10 protein-coding genes are annotated in these 16,651 nt (G+C 76.5%); 4 read left to right on the forward strand and 6 right to left on the reverse strand.

The genetic code is table 11. The features are described from left to right. Positions 1-106 precede the first annotated feature (106 nt). Positions 107-4,264, reverse strand: a complete 4,158-nt coding sequence (locus tag ACGFSC_RS07650; protein WP_359905460.1) for a hypothetical protein — start codon at positions 4,262-4,264, stop codon at positions 107-109. 259 nt (positions 4,265-4,523) lie between these two features. Between ACGFSC_RS07650 and ACGFSC_RS07655 the strand changes: the two genes are divergently transcribed. Beyond that, entirely contained in the window at positions 4,524-6,293 is a 1,770-nt protein-coding gene (locus ACGFSC_RS07655; RefSeq protein ID WP_359905457.1) for a hypothetical protein, read from the forward strand. 168 nt (positions 6,294-6,461) lie between these two features. Here the strand turns inward: ACGFSC_RS07655 and ACGFSC_RS07660 are convergent, their stop codons facing one another. After that, the gene (locus ACGFSC_RS07660) at positions 6,462-8,708 is read right to left on the reverse strand and encodes a heavy metal translocating P-type ATPase (RefSeq protein WP_359897294.1); all 2,247 of its coding nucleotides are present in this window, start codon (positions 8,706-8,708) and stop codon (positions 6,462-6,464) included. 197 nt (positions 8,709-8,905) lie between these two features. Between ACGFSC_RS07660 and ACGFSC_RS07665 the strand changes: the two genes are divergently transcribed. Both ACGFSC_RS07665 and ACGFSC_RS07670 read left to right on the forward strand, forming a co-directional pair. Further along, a complete protein-coding gene (locus tag ACGFSC_RS07665; protein ID WP_359897476.1) occupies positions 8,906-9,220 on the forward strand; it encodes a metal-sensitive transcriptional regulator in 315 nt (104 codons plus the stop codon). Positions 9,221-9,270: 50 nt separating this feature from the next. Continuing rightward, positions 9,271-10,170, forward strand: a complete 900-nt coding sequence (locus ACGFSC_RS07670) for a hypothetical protein (RefSeq protein WP_359897296.1) — start codon at positions 9,271-9,273, stop codon at positions 10,168-10,170. Between the two features lie 129 nt (positions 10,171-10,299). Here ACGFSC_RS07670 and ACGFSC_RS07675 read toward each other — a convergent pair whose 3' ends face one another. The 4 genes from ACGFSC_RS07675 to ACGFSC_RS07690 all read right to left on the reverse strand — a co-directional run bounded on the left by ACGFSC_RS07675 (position 10,300) and on the right by ACGFSC_RS07690 (position 14,859). Further along, a complete protein-coding gene (locus ACGFSC_RS07675; protein ID WP_359897298.1) occupies positions 10,300-11,085 on the reverse strand; it encodes a LuxR C-terminal-related transcriptional regulator in 786 nt (261 codons plus the stop codon). A 32-nt stretch (positions 11,086-11,117) separates the two neighbouring features. Continuing rightward, positions 11,118-12,800 (reverse strand): amidohydrolase, encoded by a 1,683-nt coding sequence (locus ACGFSC_RS07680; protein ID WP_359897301.1) that lies wholly within the window; start codon positions 12,798-12,800, stop codon positions 11,118-11,120. 224 nt (positions 12,801-13,024) lie between these two features. Continuing rightward, complete coding sequence (locus ACGFSC_RS07685; protein ID WP_359897302.1) at positions 13,025-14,215, reverse strand: CU044_5270 family protein; 1,191 nt, start codon at positions 14,213-14,215, stop codon at positions 13,025-13,027. After that, positions 14,212-14,859, reverse strand: coding sequence for an RNA polymerase sigma factor (locus ACGFSC_RS07690; RefSeq protein ID WP_359897304.1), 648 nt, complete (start codon positions 14,857-14,859; stop codon positions 14,212-14,214). The genes ACGFSC_RS07685 and ACGFSC_RS07690 overlap by 4 nt, the downstream gene beginning before the upstream one ends. 94 nt (positions 14,860-14,953) lie before the next feature. Between ACGFSC_RS07690 and ACGFSC_RS07695 the strand changes: the two genes are divergently transcribed. Next, positions 14,954-16,615 (forward strand): serine protease, encoded by a 1,662-nt coding sequence (locus tag ACGFSC_RS07695; RefSeq protein WP_359897305.1) that lies wholly within the window; start codon positions 14,954-14,956, stop codon positions 16,613-16,615. The last annotated feature ends 36 nt before the right edge of the window (positions 16,616-16,651 follow it).

Here is a 16,651-nt window from a genome sequence, read left to right on the forward strand (position 1 = left end):
CCTCACGGTGTCGGGGACGGCTCGGGGCGGCGGCCCGGGTGGCGGCCTGCGGTCTGCGGTCTGCGGCGTACGGTCTAGGACGACGCCAACTTCCCTGCGGTTGCCGTCAGTAGAGCGAGTTGATCCGCCGCTGCATGACGTGCAGCTCGACGTCGTCCGGGCTGTACTCGACGGCCTTGCGGGCCAGGTCCCGGGCCTCGCGCAGCTTCCGGGCATTGGCCTGCTGGACGGCGAAGGAGCCGTAGACGATGCCGAGTTCGCGGCGCAGCTTGTCGGTGTCCTCCGCGGTGCCGGACAGTTCGAGCGCCTCTTCCAGCAGCCGGATCGCCGCGCGGTAGCGGCGGCCCTCGTAGTGGCTGATGGCCTTGCCGCGCCAGACGCTGACCATCAGCCGGCGGATGTCGGTGGAGTCGTCGTAGGACCTGGCCTTCTGGAGCATCGCGGCCTGGTCGGTGAACGGCTGGTCCTCCATGCCGTCCACCACGTGGTTGGCGAGCATCACCGAGACCCGGCGCGGGGCCTCCTGTTCGACCCCGCCCTCCCATTCCGGGTCGGCGCGCAGCGCCTCGGCCATCCACTCGACGGCGCGCCGGCGGTCGTCGGCGAAGGCGGCCGAGCGGGCGAGCTGGCGCAGCACGAAGGCGAGGCCGAGCCGGTGGTCCGGATCGGGGTTGAGTTCGATCAGCGCCCGCCAGGCTTCGGCGGCCTCCACGAGTTCCGCGTCGGTGGCGTCGGCATGGCTGAGCTGGCCGGCCCGGTTGCCGAGGGCGGCCTCCAGGAAGTGGCGGGCGGTCGGGTCGCCGGGTGCCAGCTCCAGGCTCTTCTCCAGCAGGGCGAGGGCGCGGGGGTAGTCCTTGTCCTCGTTGTTGATCTTGCGCGCCCACTGGGCGTAGGTGGCACCGAGGTCGCCCTGCACCTCGGGGTCGTCGGGGGCCAACGCCAGGGCCTTCTCCAGGAGTTCGGCGGCCCCGGCCTGGTCGTCCAGGTTGTTCTTGAGCAGCGCGCGGGCCGCTCGCAGGCCGGACTCGGCGGCGATGGCGGCGGCGTCGGCGGGCAGCCTGGCACCGGGGACGGACCGGGCGCGGGTGAGGCTCTCCAGGGCCTCGCGCCAGTCCTGGTTGCGGTGGTGCTCGCGGGCCTGGCTGACCAGGGACTCGCCGAGCAGCGACTGCCAGTCCTCGCCGCGCCGCTGTTCGGGCACCGCGTCCAGGGCGGCGACGGCGGCGGCCTGCCGGCCCTGGAGCTGCAGGTAGCGCTGTGCGCCGAGGTCGCCGAACAGGCCGAGGGCCCGGGTGGGCGCGGGCGCGTCGGGGCCGGCGGGTCGCCGCCAGGCCCGTACGGCCTGTTCGAAGGCCTCGGCCCAGCCCGGGAGTTCGGGGTCGTCGCGGAGCAGCCCTTCGAGGGCGGGGCCGAGCGCGAGACGGCGGGCCGGGCGGCCGGGCAGGGTGATCCGGATGTCCTCCTGGGCGAAGGCGTCCGCGCAGTGCGCCTCCATGCCGAGGCGCAGCGTCCAGGCGGTGACCTCGTCGCCGCTGCGTCCGGCGGCCCGGTCCAGGGCGCGCAGGTCGTCGCGGAGGCGGTCGAGCAGGGCGGCGCGGGCGGCGGCCAGCCGCTGGGGTTCGGCGGTGCGGCCGGTGATCCGGGCGGACTCGGTCCACAGCTCGGGCTGGTGCAGGGCGGCGACCAGGCAGCCGAGCGTCCAGGCCCAGACCTCTTCGCCGGAGGCGTCGGGGACCTCGGGGACGCCAGGGGTATCAGGGGCATCAGGGGTGCCGGAGGCAGCGGCGGCGGCGAGCCGGTAGCCGGCCAGGCCGAGGGCGTGCAGCAGCCGGGGGTGGGCCGGGTCCTTGACCAGCAGCTCGCGGTAGACCTCCCAGGCCTCGCGGTGGCGGCCGTCGAGGGCGGCCTGGTGCGCCTCGTGCTCGGCCAGCAGGACGAGCGCGCCGGCCGCCCGCTCGCGGCCCGGCAGCTCGTGTCCGGGGGCGAGTCGGAGCGCCTGGCGCAGGTCGACGGCGGCCGGGCCGAGCCGCCCGGCCGCGAGGGCGGCGCCCGCCCGGCGGACCAGGACGGCGGCGCGGGCCGTCCCGGCGTCCGCGGGCAGGCCGGCCAGGGCGTCGTCCAGCCGGCCGAGTTCGGCGCGCAGCAGGGCCAGGTCGAGCCGGACGGGCGCGGCGGCTTCGCCCTCGCCGAGCGCCTCGGCCCAGCGGGCGAGCACGGGTTCGGCTTCTTCCGGGGTGCCGGCCCGGCGGGCGCAGTCGAGGACGGCGCGCAGGGCGGGGGCGGCGCAGCGCACGCAGCGGGCCGAGCCGGCGGCCTCGGGGGTGTGCTGGTGGTCGGTGCAGGCCTCGCGGCCGCAGCCGCCGCAGGTGCCGGCGGCGGGGCGGTCGCAGAGCGCGCAGTCGCCGGTGGGTGCCGCGCCCGCCGCCGTGCCCGAGGCCAGGAAGTACCGGTACCAGTCCAGTGCGGCGGCCCAGTTGCCGGCCCGTTCGGCGAGCAGGGCGCGCAGTCGGGCGGTCGCCGGGTCGCCGGCCGGGTCGGGCGGGCCGAGCAGGGCGATCGTCCGGGCCGGGCGGCCCGCCAGCAGGGCGACGGCGGCCAGGTGGTAGCGGTCGCGCAGGCCGCTGCCGGCGTCGAGCAGGGCGGTGACCGGCTCCGGGGTGCCCTCGGCCAGGGCGAGGGCGGCCCGCAGCCGGGCCTGGCGGTGGGTGAGGGCGCCGGGCAGGGTGTCGGCGAGGGCGAGCGCGGCGGCGGCGCGGGCGCGCGGTTCGGCGTGGTCCCGGCCGGTGACCAGCAGGTGGGCGGCCTCGCGCAGGGCGGCTTCGCGCAGGGCGGCCCGGTAGCCGGGGGCGGCCGGGTGGTCGGCGGTGGCCTGCTGCCAGAGTTCGCGGGCGGCGGTCGGGTCGGTGGCCAGGCGGGTGCGGGCGAGCCGGTCGCGGGCCAGGGCCCGGCGGGGGCCCAGGTCCTCGTCGTCGAGCGATTCCCAGCGGGCGAGGGCGCCGGCCGGGTCGTCGGCGCGGGCGCGGGCGAGGCCGTGGTGGAAGGCGGCGACGGCGGTCCAGCGGCTTCCGGGTTCGGTGTCGGCCTCGGCGCGCAGGACCGGCTCGGCCTGTTCGGCCTGGCCGGCGGCGAGCAGGGCGGCGCCGAGCCGGACCCTGGCGGGGCGCCAGTCGGGGGCCCCGCCGAGGCCGGCCCGGTAGTCGGCGGCGGCCTCGGCGGGGCGTTCGGCCCGCTCGTGCACCAGGGCGAGGCCGAACCGGGCCGGGGCGAAGTCGGGCCGGACGGTCAGGGCGGCGGTGAACTGCTCCCGGGCCGGTTCGTCGGCGCCGAGCAGCAGGGCGAGCCGGCCGAGGGCGTAGCGGGGGCGGGGGTCGGTCGGGCTCTCGCCGGCGGCGGCGGCGAGGTCGGCCCAGGCCTCCTCGGTGGCGCCGAGGCGCTGGCGGGCCAGGCCGCGGAAGAGCAGGCTGTCGGTGCGCAGGGCCGGGCCGCGCCCCCACGGGGAGGGTTCGCCGGGGCCGCGGCGCAGGGCCTCGTCGAAGGCGGTGACGGCGGGTCGGTCGCGGTGCAGGGTGTAGAGCTGGGCGCCCCAGCGGAACCAGAGTTCGCCGCTGCCGGTGGGGGCGGCGGCGGCGAGCAGGGCCTCGGCGTCGGCGGCCCGGTCGGTGGCGCACAGCAGGGCGGCCCGGGCGAGCACGGGCCAGTCCCGGCCGGGCAGGGCGGCGAGGGCGGCGGCGGTGACGTGTTCGCGCTGGTCGGGGGCGCCTTCGCGGCAGCGGTGCTGCAGCCAGTCGACGGTGCGGGCGGCGGCTTCGGCCTCCTCGCCGGGCTCGGCGCCCGCGGCGGTGGCCCGGAGGAAGGCGAGCAGCGGGCCGAGGTCGCCGTCGGGGGCCCGCATCCGTTCCTCGGCGAGGCGGCGCAGGCTCCACCGGGGCAGCTGCCGGGCCGGGTCGGCGAGCAGCGGGTAGGCCTCGCGGTGCAGGGCGAGGGTGGCCTGCTGGTCGCCGGTGGGGGCGGTGGCCTCGGCCTGGCCGAGCAGGGCGAGGCCGCGCTGCGGGCGCAGTTCCTCGGGGGCGTCGGCGAGTCGGCGGGCCAGCCGGGCGTAGCGGCGGCGGGCCTGGGCGGCCCGGCCGGCGGCGAGCCGTTCGGCGGCCGCGGCCAGCGCCTTCGTCACCGTCGCGGCGTCCAGGGTCCGCCGGCGGCGGGCCAGGACGACGGCGGCCGCACCGGCCAGCGCCAGTACGACCAGCAGCACCGCTATCAGTGCCATGCACCGTCCCCCTGTGTTCGGACACCGACCATCGCATGATCAACTGCCTTTGGGTGATCATGAGTTGACGTCGTGTCGTGATGTTGCCCGGGCGCCATCAGAATAGGCCCTCGATCGGACGGACGAACAGGAAAGAGCACTATCCTGGGCATCGCGTCGCCGGCGGAACGGCAGCACGGCAGCGGCTCAACAGCAGCGCGCCAACAGCGCGTCCACAGCGGTCAGTAGCTTCGGGGGTCGTGTGTCGGAGTCGCGTTGGGTGCCCGGGCTCCGGTTCGGGCCGGAGTTCGACCCGGAGCAGTACGAGCTCCTGGAGTTCCACCACCGGGGCGGTGAGGCCGAGGTGTGGCGGGCGGTTCGCACCGGACACAACGGGCGCAAGGAGCTGGTCGCCGCCAAGATCATGCTGGAGCGCGACCCGACCGAGGTGCGGCGCTGGCTCGGCCGCTGGGACGACGTCTCGCACAACGCGCACCGGCTGGGCGTCACCGACCTGGTGGTGCCCAGCTTCCTGCTCGGCCCCTCCCCGCACCGGCCCGGAACCCCGCCCGGCGGGGCGCTGCTGGGCTACCAGATCTCGCCCTGGGTCGAGGGCGCGCCGCTGCACACCTGGGCGCGCGGCCAGCGCGGCGGCCCGTCGGCGGTGGCGGAGGTGCTGACCCGGCTCTGCCGGATCGTCGACGAGCTGCACCGCAAGCGCTGGGTGCACCGCGACATCTCCCCCGCCAACGTCCTGGTGGACGGCCAGGGGCAGGTCAAGCTGATCGACCTGACCTTCCTCGCCCCGCTGGACCACACCCTGACGGTCGCGGTGTTCACCCCCGGGCACGTGCCACCGGAGGCCGAGCAGGTGGGCGGCTTCCCGACCACCGCCAAGGACCTGTTCGCGGTCGGCACCCTCGCGCGCACCCTGCTGCTGCCCGACCACGGCCGGCTGGACCACCGGCTGGCCGCCGAGCAGGCCCGCGCCGAACTGCTGGCCGCGGGCTACGGCGAGGAGTTGGCGCGCTGGGCCTGCGAGCCGCTGGCCCGCGAGCCGGACCGCCGTCCCTCCCCGCTCGGCCCGTGGGCCGCCCGCGGCCGCGAACTGCTGCGCGGCCACCGGCCGGTGGCGCGCACCGCGGGTCTGGCCGTGCTGCCCGACCCGGCCGGGGGGCCGCTGGTGGTCACCGGCGGCGCCGACGGCACCGCGCTGGCCGGGCCGGGCAGCCGCGACCGGCGCCTTCCGGCCGGCCAGGGTCTTTCCGCCGTAAGGGAGTTGAGCGCCGGCTGGGCCGGACCCCAGGGCGAGCTGGTGGTCTGCGCCGAGGACCGCGGCGGCACCCTGTGGGTCGGTACGGCGACCGGCTGGTGGGAGGCGGCCCGCGGGGTCAACGGCCTGGCGGGCGCGGTCGGTTCGACCGGGGAGATGACGGTCTGGACGGCGGCCGGCGGCGCGCTGCGCTCCTACCGCTGGGCCCCCGGCCGCACCCTGACCGGGCAGGAACACCCCGGCTGCCCGGCCGACCGGGTGCTCGCCGCCGAGGAGGAGCGGCCCGGCGCCTGGCTGCTGCTGGTCGAGCACCGCGAGCGGGTGCTGAGCTGGCGGCCCGGCGCCGCGCGGCCGCCCGTCCCGGTGGGCCCGGCCGGTCCGCTGCGCGCCGGGGCGCTGGCCCGCACCTCCGCCGGACCGCAGGCCGCCACCCTGCGGGCGGACGGCTCGGTCCAGTTGCACACCCTCGGCGCGGCCGGGGCGGGCACCGAGATCGGCGACGGCGAGCCCTCGCTCGGCATCGCCATGGTGGGCCACCGCGGCGGCCCGACCGTCGCACTGGCCGGCGCGGGCGGCGTACGGCTGCGGCTGCCGGCCGGCGGCGCCTCCCGTCGGCCGCGCTGGTGGCGGCCCACGCTGCGCCCGGCCACCCGGGTGGCGCTGGCCATGGGCGACGACTGGCGGCTGTGCCTGGCGGCGGTGGTGGAGGGCGAGTTGCAGGTGTGGCAGGAGGACGCGGCGTACCGCTGGCAGGCGGTGGGGCTGCCGGAGGACTGATCGGCCGGACCGACGCCCGATCGGCCGGACCGCGCCGAGGCCCCGGAACCCTTTGCGGGGTTCCGGGGCCTCGGCCCGGCGGTGGGGAGTGGCTCGGGTCCTCGGCGCCTCGGCGCCCGGACGGACGCGGGGTCCCCGCGGAAGCGCGGACGAGGCGGAGGCGGCCGCTCAGCGGAAGCGGCGCAGCCGGAGGCTGTTGCCGACCACGAAGACCGAGGAGAAGGCCATCGCGGCCCCCGCGATCATCGGGTTGAGCATCCCGGCCGCGGCCAGCGGCAGGGCGGCGACGTTGTAGCCGAAGGCCCAGAACAGGTTGCTCTTGATGGTGCCCAGGGTCCTGCGGGAGAGCCGGATGGCGTCCGCCGCGGCCAGCAGGTCGCCGCGGACCAGGGTGAGGTCGCCGGCCTCGATGGCGGCGTCGGTGCCGGTGCCCATCGCCAGGCCCAGGTCGGCCTGGGCGAGCGCGGCGGCGTCGTTGACGCCGTCGCCGACCATCGCCACGACCTTGCCCTCGGCCTGCAGCCGCTTGACGGTGTCGACCTTGTCCTGCGGCATGACCTCGGCGATCACGTGCTCCGGAGCGATGCCGACCTCGGCCGCCACGGCCTCGGCGACCAGCTGGTTGTCGCCGGTGAGCAGCACCGGGGTCAGGCCCAGTGCGCGCAGCTTGCCGATCGCCTCGGCGCTGGTCGGCTTGACCGCGTCGGCGACCTCCAGCACGGCCCGTGCCTCGCCGTCCCAGCCGACCGCGATCGCGGTGCGGCCGGCCGCCTCGGCGGTGCGCTTGGCCTCGGCCAGCGTCTCGGGCAGGTGCTGCGACCACGCGTTCAGCAGGGCCTCCCGGCCGGCCACCACGGCGTGGCCGTCCACCACGCCCTGGACGCCGAGGCCCGGGACGTTCTCGAAGCCCTCGACGGCGGGCAGTTCGCCGGCCTTGGCGGCGGCGGTGGCGATCGCCCGGGCGATCGGGTGTTCGGAGGCGTGCTCCAGGGCGCCGGCCAGGCGCAGCACCTCGGCCCGGTCCACGCCCTCGGCGGTGTGCACCGCGAGCAGGGTCATCTGGCCGGTGGTGACGGTGCCGGTCTTGTCCAGGACGATGGTGTCGACCTTGCGGGTGGACTCCAGCACCTCCGGGCCCTTGATCAGGACGCCCAGCTGGGCGCCGCGGCCGGTGCCGACCAGCAGGGCGGTCGGGGTGGCCAGGCCGAGGGCGCACGGGCAGGCGATGATCAGCACGGCCACCGCTGCCGTGAAGGCGGCGGTCCAGCCCTCGCCGGTGCCCAGCCAGTAGCCGAGGGTGGCCACCGCGAGGGTGATCACGATCGGCACGAAGACCGCGGAGATCCGGTCGGCGAGGCGCTGGGCGGCGGCCTTGCCGTTCTGCGCGTCCTCGACCAGCCGGGCCATCCGGGACAGCTGGGTGTCGGCGCCGACCCGGGTGGCCTCGACCACCAGGCGCCCGCCCGCGTTGACGGTGGCGCCGGTGACGGCGTCCCCGACCCCGACCTCGACCGGGACGGACTCGCCGGTCAGCATCGAGGCGTCCACGGCCGAGGCGCCCTCGACCACCACACCGTCGGTGGCGATCTTCTCGCCCGGCCGGACCACGAAGCGGTCGCCCACCGCGAGGTCCGCGATCGGGATGCGCAGTTCGGTTCCGCCGCGCAGCACCGTCACGTCCTTGGCGCCCAGTTCCAGCAGCGCCTTGAGCGCGGCCCCGGCGGTGCGCTTGGAGCGCGCCTCGAAGTAGCGGCCGGCCAGGATGAAGGCGGTGACGCCGGCCGCCGCCTCCAGGTAGATGTTGGACGAGCCGTCGCTGCGGCCGATGGTGAACTCGAAGCCGTGCCGCATGCCCGGCATCCCGGCGTCGCCGAGGAACAGCGCCCACAGCGACCAGAGGAACGCGGCGAGGGTGCCGAGCGAGACCAGGGTGTCCATGGTCGCGGCGCCGTGCCGGGCGTTGGTGAACGCGGCCCGGTGGAACGGCCAGGCGGCGTAGGTGACGACCGGGGCGGCGAGGGTCAGCGACAGCCACTGCCAGTTGTCGAACTGGAGGGCCGGCACCATCGCCATCGCGATCACCGGCACGGCGAGCGCCACCGCGGTGAACAGCCGCTGGCGCAGCGGGGCCAGTTCGTCGGCCGGCCCGGGCCGCTCGGCGTCCGCGCCGCCCGCCGCGGCCGGGGGCGCGGGCAGCGCGGCGGTGTAGCCGGTGGCCTCGACGGTGGCGATCAGGTCGGCGACCTCGACCCCGCCCTCGAAGGAGACCTTCGCCTTCTCGGTGGCGTAGTTGACGCTGGCGGTGACCCCGTCCATCCGGTTGAGCTTCTTCTCGATGCGGGCCGCGCAGGAGGCGCACGTCATTCCGCCGATCGAGAGTTCCACCTCCGCGGAGGCGGGTGCCTGGGTAGTCATCGTCGCTCCTCGTGACGTCGTCGTGCGGTACGTTCGGCGGCCGGGCCTTCATACCTAGGAGGGGTATCGGGCGGTGCCGGGTTCATTTATACCCCCGAGGGGTATCGACCGCAAGGGTTGAGCGATACCCCTGGCAGGTATTTTTCCGGGGCGGCGATCGCTTGACTCGATACCCCCATGGGGTATTCACTCAAGGCATCGAACCCCGCCGGAACCCCGAGGAGGACCCCATGGCCGGCTACCACGACGACAAGGACCGGCTGCTGCGCCGACTGCGCCGCGTCGAGGGCCAGATCCGCGGCCTCCAGCGCATGGTCGACACCGACACCTACTGCATCGACACGCTCACCCAGGTCTCGGCCGCCACCAAGGCCCTCCAGTCGGTCGCCCTGCAGCTGCTCGACTCCCACCTCGCCCACTGCGTCCACGACGCCATCGCGGCCGGCGGCGCCGAGGCGGACGCCAAGGTCGCCGAGGCCACGCAGGCCATCGCCCGGCTCATGCGGGCCTGAGCGCCCGCCCGACCCCCCTTTCGCTCCGCGCCACGAGGAGAAACCGCGTCATGAACACCCCGCTGCGCATCACCGCCTTCGCCGCCGGACTCGCCGCCGCCTTCGGCCTCGCCCTCGGCGTCGGCCACGCCACCGGCAGCGGCGGCCCCTCCCCCAAGCCCGCCATGGCCGGGCACGCGGGGCACACCGAGGAGTCGGGCGGCGGCGCCGAGCACCTGCCCGGCGGGCTCCAGATCTCCGAGCGCGGCTACACGCTCAGCGTCGACAACGCTTTCGTGACCGCCGGCCCCCCCACCGACCTGCGCTTCCGCATCCTCGGCAGCGACGGCAAGCCCGTCACCGCCTACCAGCAGGAGCACGAGAAGGACCTGCACCTGATCGTCGCCCCGCGCGACCTGTCGACCTTCCAGCACCTGCACCCGACCCTGGCCGCCGACGGCACCTGGAGCGCCCGCACCGCCGTCCCCGCCGCCGGGGAGTACCGGGTCCTCGCGGACTTCACCCCGGCCGGCGCCGCCGAGGGACTCACCCTCGGCGCCGACCTGCACGCCGCGGGCGACCTGCGGCCCGCCCCGCTGCCGGAGACCGGACGGACCGTCACGGTCGACGGCTACACCGTCACCCTGGGCGGCGACCTCACGCCCGGGCGCAGCGGCAGGCTGACCCTGAGCGTCAGCAAGGACGGCAGGCCCGTCACCGACCTCCAGCCCTACCTCGGCGCGTACGGCCACCTCGTCGCGCTGCGCGCCGGCGACCTCGCCTACCTGCACGTCCACCCGGACACCGGCGCCCCGGGCCCGGAGATCGGCTTCACCACCACCGCCCCGAGCACCGGCGGCTACCGCCTCTTCCTGGACTTCAAGCACCAGGACACCGTCCGCACGGCGGCCTTCACCGTGACGACGGACGGCGCCGCCGGGGCCCCGGCCCCCGCCGACCACCAGCACTGAGCGGGCCCGTCCGCGGGGCGCCGGACGATCCCGCGCCGACCGCCCCGCCCGGACGGCGCGTACGACGCGTACGACCGCCCCGCTCGTACGACGCGTACGGCTCGTACGGCCGCGGGCCGCCGGTCCGCGTCAGCGGGAGCAGCCGATCCCCCAGGCCGCGGCCCGGGCCGCGGCGGCCGCGCGGTTGGGGAGGTCGAGCTTGGCGAGGATGTGCTCGATGTGGGTCCCCACCGTGCGCGGCGTGATGTACAACCGCTCGGCGATCTCCCGGTTGGTGCGGCCGGCCGTCAGTTCGGCCAGGACCTGGAGCTCCCGGGGCGAGAGTCCGCCGGGCCGGGCCGACGCGGGCGGGACGGCCGCGGTCGCGCCCTCGGGCCGCGAGCCCGCCCGGGGGGCGACGGCCGCGGCGAGCGCCTCGCTGAGCAGAGTGACCACGGCCCGGGCGGGATCGGGCGCGCGCCGCGGCCGACGGGTGCTCACGTTCAGCATCCCGACGTACCGGCCGTCGACGGCGAACAGGCACTGGGCCACGCCGTCCTCGATGCCGAGGGGGCGCAGCACCTCCCGGAAGCCCGGTGAGGCCGCGAGGAGCCGCCCGGGGACGTCCCCGAGCCACAGGCCGCCCCGGGCCGGACTGCGGAGCACGGGGAACACCGGATCGCGGTGCAGGCGGGTCTCGATGTACGCGGTGGCGTCGTCCGGGTAGCTCCCGGCCAGGGTGGTGTGGTGCCCGCGCAGCGGATCCCACCGGGCCAGGGAGGCGTGGTCGTACTCCATCACCTCCGACAGTGCCGCCAGGACCGCGTCGAGGCCGGTCGTACCGGCCGCGGCACCCCTGGCGGCCTCGCGGACCCGGACGGCCGCGTCCAGGATGTCCGTCCCGTTCCGTTCCGCCCCGCTTCGCTCCGCCGCCACCGTCCAAGGATGATCATGTGCCCGGAGTTACGTCAATCGCGCAGGGCGTCGTGCACGATCCGCCCGTCCATGACGGTGAGGAGGACGGGCATCGTCGGGATGTCGCGGGGATCGGCGGCGAGCAGGTCCCCGTCGAGCACGCACAGGTCCGCGGCCTTGCCCGGCTCCAGGGAGCCCTTCCAGTCGTCGGCGAAGTCCTGCCAGGCCGGGTCGATCGTGTAGGTGCGCAGCGCCTCGGCCAGCCCGATGCGCTGCTCGGGGCCGCTGACCCGGCCGGCGGCCTTGGACTCGCGCAGCATCATGGTGGCGACGCCCTGGCGCCAGTCCGGGTGGGTGACGGGCGCGTCGGATCCGCTCGTGACCCGCACACCGGCGTCGACGGCGTCGCGGTAGGGCCAGGCGTACGCGGCCCGCTCGGCGCCGACGAGTTCCTCCTCCATGTCGGCGACGGTCCACTTGATGGTGGGGTTCATGTTGACGCCGAAGCCGTGCGCGGCCAGCACCTCCATGCTGTGCGCGGTGAGGAAGTCGCCGTGGATGACGTAGTGGCGGGCGTCGGGCCGCGGGTGCTCGGCCACGGCCGCGGCGAAGGCGTCCGCGACGGTGTCGATGGCCCGGTCGCCGGTGACGTGGACGCCCAGCTGGTGCCCGGCGGTGTGGGCGAGCCGGATCATGGCCCCGATCCCGGCGGTCCGCTCGGTGTCGGTGTCGCCGCCGACGCACAGGGAGCCGCAGCCGCCGCCGACGTACGGCTCGTGCATCCAGGCCGTCCTGTTGGGGACGATGCCGTCGGCGAAGACCTTGACCCCGTGGACCGCGAGGCGGCGCGGGTCCGTGTCGCCGGGCCCACCGAGGGCGGCGAGGCCGCGGGCGAACTCCTCGGTGGTGCTCGCCATGCCGGTGGGCAGCAGCAGGACGCCGACGCGGGCGGTCAGTTCGCCGTCGGCCAGCAGCCGGCGGTACACGTCGAGGGTCTCCTCGCCGAGCGCGCCCCTCATGATGCCCTCGCCGCCGGGGCCGAGCCCGGGCTCCGTGTAGCTGGTCACGCCGAGCCGGGCGAGGGTGGTGAGGGTCGTCCTGATCGCGGCGGTCCGCTCCTGCCGGCCGAGCGGCGGCAGCGCGTTCCGGACGAGGGCCTGGGCCCCCTCGTGGAGCAGCCCGGTGGGCTCTCCCGCCCCGTCCACCACGATGGCCCCGCCGGGCGGGGCGACGGTGTTCCGGTCGATCCCGATGAGCTCCAGGGCCTTGGAGTTGACCCAGGTGGCGTGTCCGGAGAAGGAGTACAGCACGACGGGGTGGTCCGGGCTCACGGCGTCGAGGTCGTGCCGCGAGGGCTGCCGCGAAGGATCCAGGAGGCACTCGTCGAGGTACCCGGTGTCCCAGCCGTGCCCGGTGGCCCACTGCCCGGCCGGGGTGCGTCCGACGGCCTCCCGCACCGCCTCGGCCACGTCCCCGAGCGAGGACACCGCGGGGTGGCCGAGGTCGAGGGAGAGCGGCGGCGTCGCCATGCCGAAGGCGCATCCGTGCAGGTGGGAGTCGTTGATGCCGGGAAGCAGCGTCGCCCCCCGAAGGTCGACGACCCGGGTGCGGGGCCCGATCAGCGGCGCGACGTCGTCCTTTCCGCCGACGGCGCTGATGACCGCACCGGTCACCGCCAGGGCCGAGGCGACGGAGAAGTCCGCGTCGACCGTGACCACCCGCCCGCCGAGAAACACCAGATCCGCATACGCCGCACACGTGTCCACAGGACGTCCTTTCGGGAACCGGGCGCACCGCGGCCACCCGCGCACGCTCCTGCCAGGACTATGGCCGCGCCCCCGCCGCCCGCACATCGGTCATCCCACCGATGCGCGCGGGCCCGGCGAGGTGGACGGGCCCGGCGAGGAGGGCGGGGCCAGTACGGCGGTCAGTGCGGCGGTCCGTGCGGCGGCGGCCCGGATCAGCCTGCCGCCCGCGGGAGTTCGCCGACACGGTCGACCGCCCCCTTGACGAGGACCGCGGACGTGCCGACCACCGTCCCCGCCGGCCCCGCCTCGCCGGCCTCGCTGAGGACCGTGCGCTCGCCGAGGAACGCGTACGTGGTCCGGTCGAAGACCCACTGCGTCTGCCGCCCGTGCGCCGTACGGGCCACGGCGACGCCCTCCCGGCCGGCGGCGTCCCCGGCCGACGGGACCACGGTGACCCCGGGGATCCGCTCGGCGGCCCGGTAGAGCGCGGCACTGACCCGCGGCGGCGCCCAGGTCTCGGCCAGCAGGTCGCCGATCGCCGCGAAGGCCCGCTGGTCCGGGTCCTGGCCGGCGCCGCCCCGGCCCGCACCGGCCTGGCCCGCACCGCCGGTCTGTTCCCGGATCAGCCTCAGCAGGGCGTCCGGGTCGGTGGGCAGGGAGGCGACGTACGCGTGGGTCGGTTCGCCGATCGACGGGCCGCTCCCGCGCGAGGCGTCGGGCCGCGGCGACGCCCCCGGCCGGTCGAGGAGGAGGACCGGCCCGTCCTCGCCGAGCCGGGTGTCGGGCCCGCCCTCCTCGCGCAGCAGGCCGGGACGGCTGCCGTCGGCGGACAGCCAGACCTGCCGGGTGTGCGCGGGAGCCATCGCCACGGGACCGCCCGCCGCACTCTGCGCGGCGTAGGCCACCCTGCTCTCGATGAAGACGAACCGGTCGGCGCCGACCGTCGGCTGCTCCGGCCCCGCCGCGGCGGCGAGCGCGATCCGGTCGAGGAGCCGAGCCGCTTCGGAGGTGACGGCGGCACCGCCCTGCGCCACCGTGCGGTCGCGCCCGGCCGTCCCCTCGCCCCCGAGGTCCACCGCCAGGACACCGGCGACCGCGAGCGCGCAGGCCAGCGCCGGCACCGCGATCCGGAACCTTGCCGGACGCCGGAACGGGGCCCGCGGGGCGGAGCGGCGGCCCGGCGGCTCCGCGGATGCGGCGGCCCGGCGCAACACCTGTTCCCTCAGCAGCAGTTGGCGATCCGCGCCCAGGCCGGGCACCGCCGGCGGCGGCAGCAGCTCGGCGAGCTCGCGGCGCTCGGACTCCTCGGACGCGTCCGATCTCCCAGGTTCCTCGGGCCCCCCGGACTCCCCGGGCTCCCCGGACGACGGGCGCGGCCTACCGCGCCATGGGGTGGCGTTCATCCGTGGCTCTCCTGGGTCGACGGCCGGAGCGCGGGGAGGCGGCCCGGTACGGGCAGGGCGGGGACGGCGGCACGGGCCCTGGCATGCGCCCTGGCCGCGGCTCTGGCCTCGGCACGGGCCTCGGCCTCGGTGAGTTCGCGCAGTCTGGCGCGGGCCCGGGACAGTCGCGAGCGGACCGTGCCGACCGGCGTGCCGAGCGCCTCGGCCGCGCTCGCGTAGTCCAGTCCGGCCCACACCACGAGGGTGAAGACCTCCCGGTCGCGGCGCCGGAGCCGGGCGAGCGCCCGGCGGGCGGCACGCAACTGCTCCACGTCCGCGAGGTGCGCGACCAGGTCGTCGGCGAAGTCCGGGACCGAACCGCGCTCCGGGATCCGGGCGAGCGCGAGGTCACGGCGCCGACGGGCACGGGCATTGCGGCGCATGACGTTGGTCGCGATCCCCAGCAGCCACGGGCGCAGCCCGTCGCCGTCGGGGTGCAGCCGCTCCCGGCCGCGCCACGCCTCCAGGAAGGTCGTCGAGACGACGTCCTCGGCCTCCGCCCAGTCGCCCGTCACGCGCAGGGCGTAGCGGTACAACACCTGGGCGTGCTCGTCGTACAGCTCGCCCAGGACGTCGGGGTCGCCGCGGCGAAGACGCGTTCTCATGAGTGCTTCCACACTCTGCCCTGCCCGGTCCGGCGCCCGGGTTCCGGTGACGTGCGTCACAGGAACTCCCCCGTCCGTCCGAGCAGTACAGGACATGACCGCAACCTCCGCTCCCCGTTCCGCACGCCGCTCCGTCGCTCGTTCCGTCCCTCGCTCCGCCGCCCGCTCCGCCTCCCGTTCCGTTTCCCGCCGGAACGCCCTCCGGGCCCTGGCCGTCGCCGTCGCCCTGGTCGGCACCTCGACCCCCGCCTTCGGCGGCACGGCCCTCACCGGCACGGCCTTCGCCGCGGAGCCGGAGACGTACACCCTCACCGTCAAGCACCTGGACCGCGCCGGCCGTGCGACCGCGCCGTACCGGACCAGCGTCACCGGGATCTCCGGCCCCGGCGCCGACACCTCGGTCCAACTGGACGCCCCCTCCGGCACCACCACCGTGCGGCTGCCCAAGGGCCGGTACCTGCTGGACAGCAATCTGACCTCGGGCCTGGAGCCGGGCGGAACGATCTGGACGGACTGGATCGTCCAGCCGCGCCTCGACCTCGACCACGACACCACCGTCACCGTCGACGCGCGGACCACCGCCCTCGTCGACGTCCGGCCGCCGGACGACACCGCGCGCTTCCGGCACAGTGGGATGTTCGTCGAGGTCACCCACGAGGGTGCCACCCGGACCGTCAACGTCGCCAACGGGTCGCCGAACCTGCGCGTCGCCCACCTCGGGCCGGAGACCGGGGCCGGGGAGGTGAAGCAGTGGTTCGACGTCAACTGGGAGACCGGCACCCGCGGCTACCTGCTCGGCAGGACCTTCTCCGGCACCCGCGCGCTGACCGGGCTCAGCAAGCACTACTCCGCGCGGGAACTGGCCACCGTGAACATCCGCGGTGCCGCCGGACCGGGCGGCGCCGGCACCGCGCTCGTCAGCCTCCAGCCGACCGACGGGGCGAGCATCGGCGAGTCCCGGAGCATCGCCACCCCCGGCACCGCCACCTTCCTCGTCGCACCCGAGCGCGGCACCTGGGACATCGGCGTCACCGTCCCCCGCGCCGACGGCAGCAGGCCGAACCACTACACCGCCGACCGCCTCGCCGTCCGGGCCGGCACCACGACCACCCACACCTTCGACGGCCCCGTCTTCGGCCCCGCACTCACCGACCGGCCCGCCGTCTCCCGCGACGGCGACCGGATCACCGCCGACGTCCCGCTGCTCGCCGACGGCGACGGCCACGCGCCGTGGACCCCGTCGTTCGACACCGCCCACACCTCGCTGTACCGCGACGGCGTGCTGGTCGGCGCCGCGTCCGGCGCGGCGGGACGCGGCGAGTTCACCGTGACCCCGGACAAGGCCTCGTACCGCCTGGCCGCCACCGCGACCCGCAAGGCCGCGGCCGGCGCGACCACCCGCGTCAACGCGTCCTGGACCTTCACCTCGGCCGCCACCACCGGGCCGACCGCCCTCCCGGTGAGCGTCGTACGGTTCTCGCCCGAGCTCACCCCGGCCGGCACCGCGACGGCCGGCAGCCCGCTGCGCGTCCCGATCACCGTGCAGGGCGCCGCCGCGGAAGGCCGCGCCCGCTCCCTGACCGTCTCGGCCTCCACCGACGGCGGCGCCTCGTGGACCCGCCTCCCGGTCGAGGCCGGCGCCGTCACCGTCCAGAACCCGCCGGCAGGCACCGCCGTCTCCCTGCGCGCCGAACTCACCGACGCCGACGGCAACACCCTCGACCAGACCATCTCCGACGCCTACCGCACCCGGTGACCCCCGCCCACACCTGACGGCCGCCCACCGGAAGTC

This window comes from Kitasatospora sp. NPDC048715 (assembly GCF_043198905.1).
GTDB lineage: Bacteria > Actinomycetota > Actinomycetes > Streptomycetales > Streptomycetaceae > Kitasatospora > Kitasatospora lactacystinica.

Bases quoted from the DNA above. Each gene is read 5' to 3' on its own strand.
- ACGFSC_RS07660 (WP_359897294.1), bottom strand. From the start codon at position 8,708: ATGACTACCCAGGCACCCGCCTCCGCGGAGGTGGAACTCTCGATCGGC.
- ACGFSC_RS07670 (WP_359897296.1), top strand. From the start codon at position 9,271: ATGAACACCCCGCTGCGCATCACCGCCTTCGCCGCCGGACTCGCCGCC.
- ACGFSC_RS07650 (WP_359905460.1), bottom strand. From the start codon at position 4,264: ATGGCACTGATAGCGGTGCTGCTGGTCGTACTGGCGCTGGCCGGTGCG.
- ACGFSC_RS07695 (WP_359897305.1), top strand. From the start codon at position 14,954: ATGACCGCAACCTCCGCTCCCCGTTCCGCACGCCGCTCCGTCGCTCGT.
- ACGFSC_RS07685 (WP_359897302.1), bottom strand. From the start codon at position 14,215: ATGAACGCCACCCCATGGCGCGGTAGGCCGCGCCCGTCGTCCGGGGAG.
- ACGFSC_RS07690 (WP_359897304.1), bottom strand. From the start codon at position 14,859: ATGAGAACGCGTCTTCGCCGCGGCGACCCCGACGTCCTGGGCGAGCTG.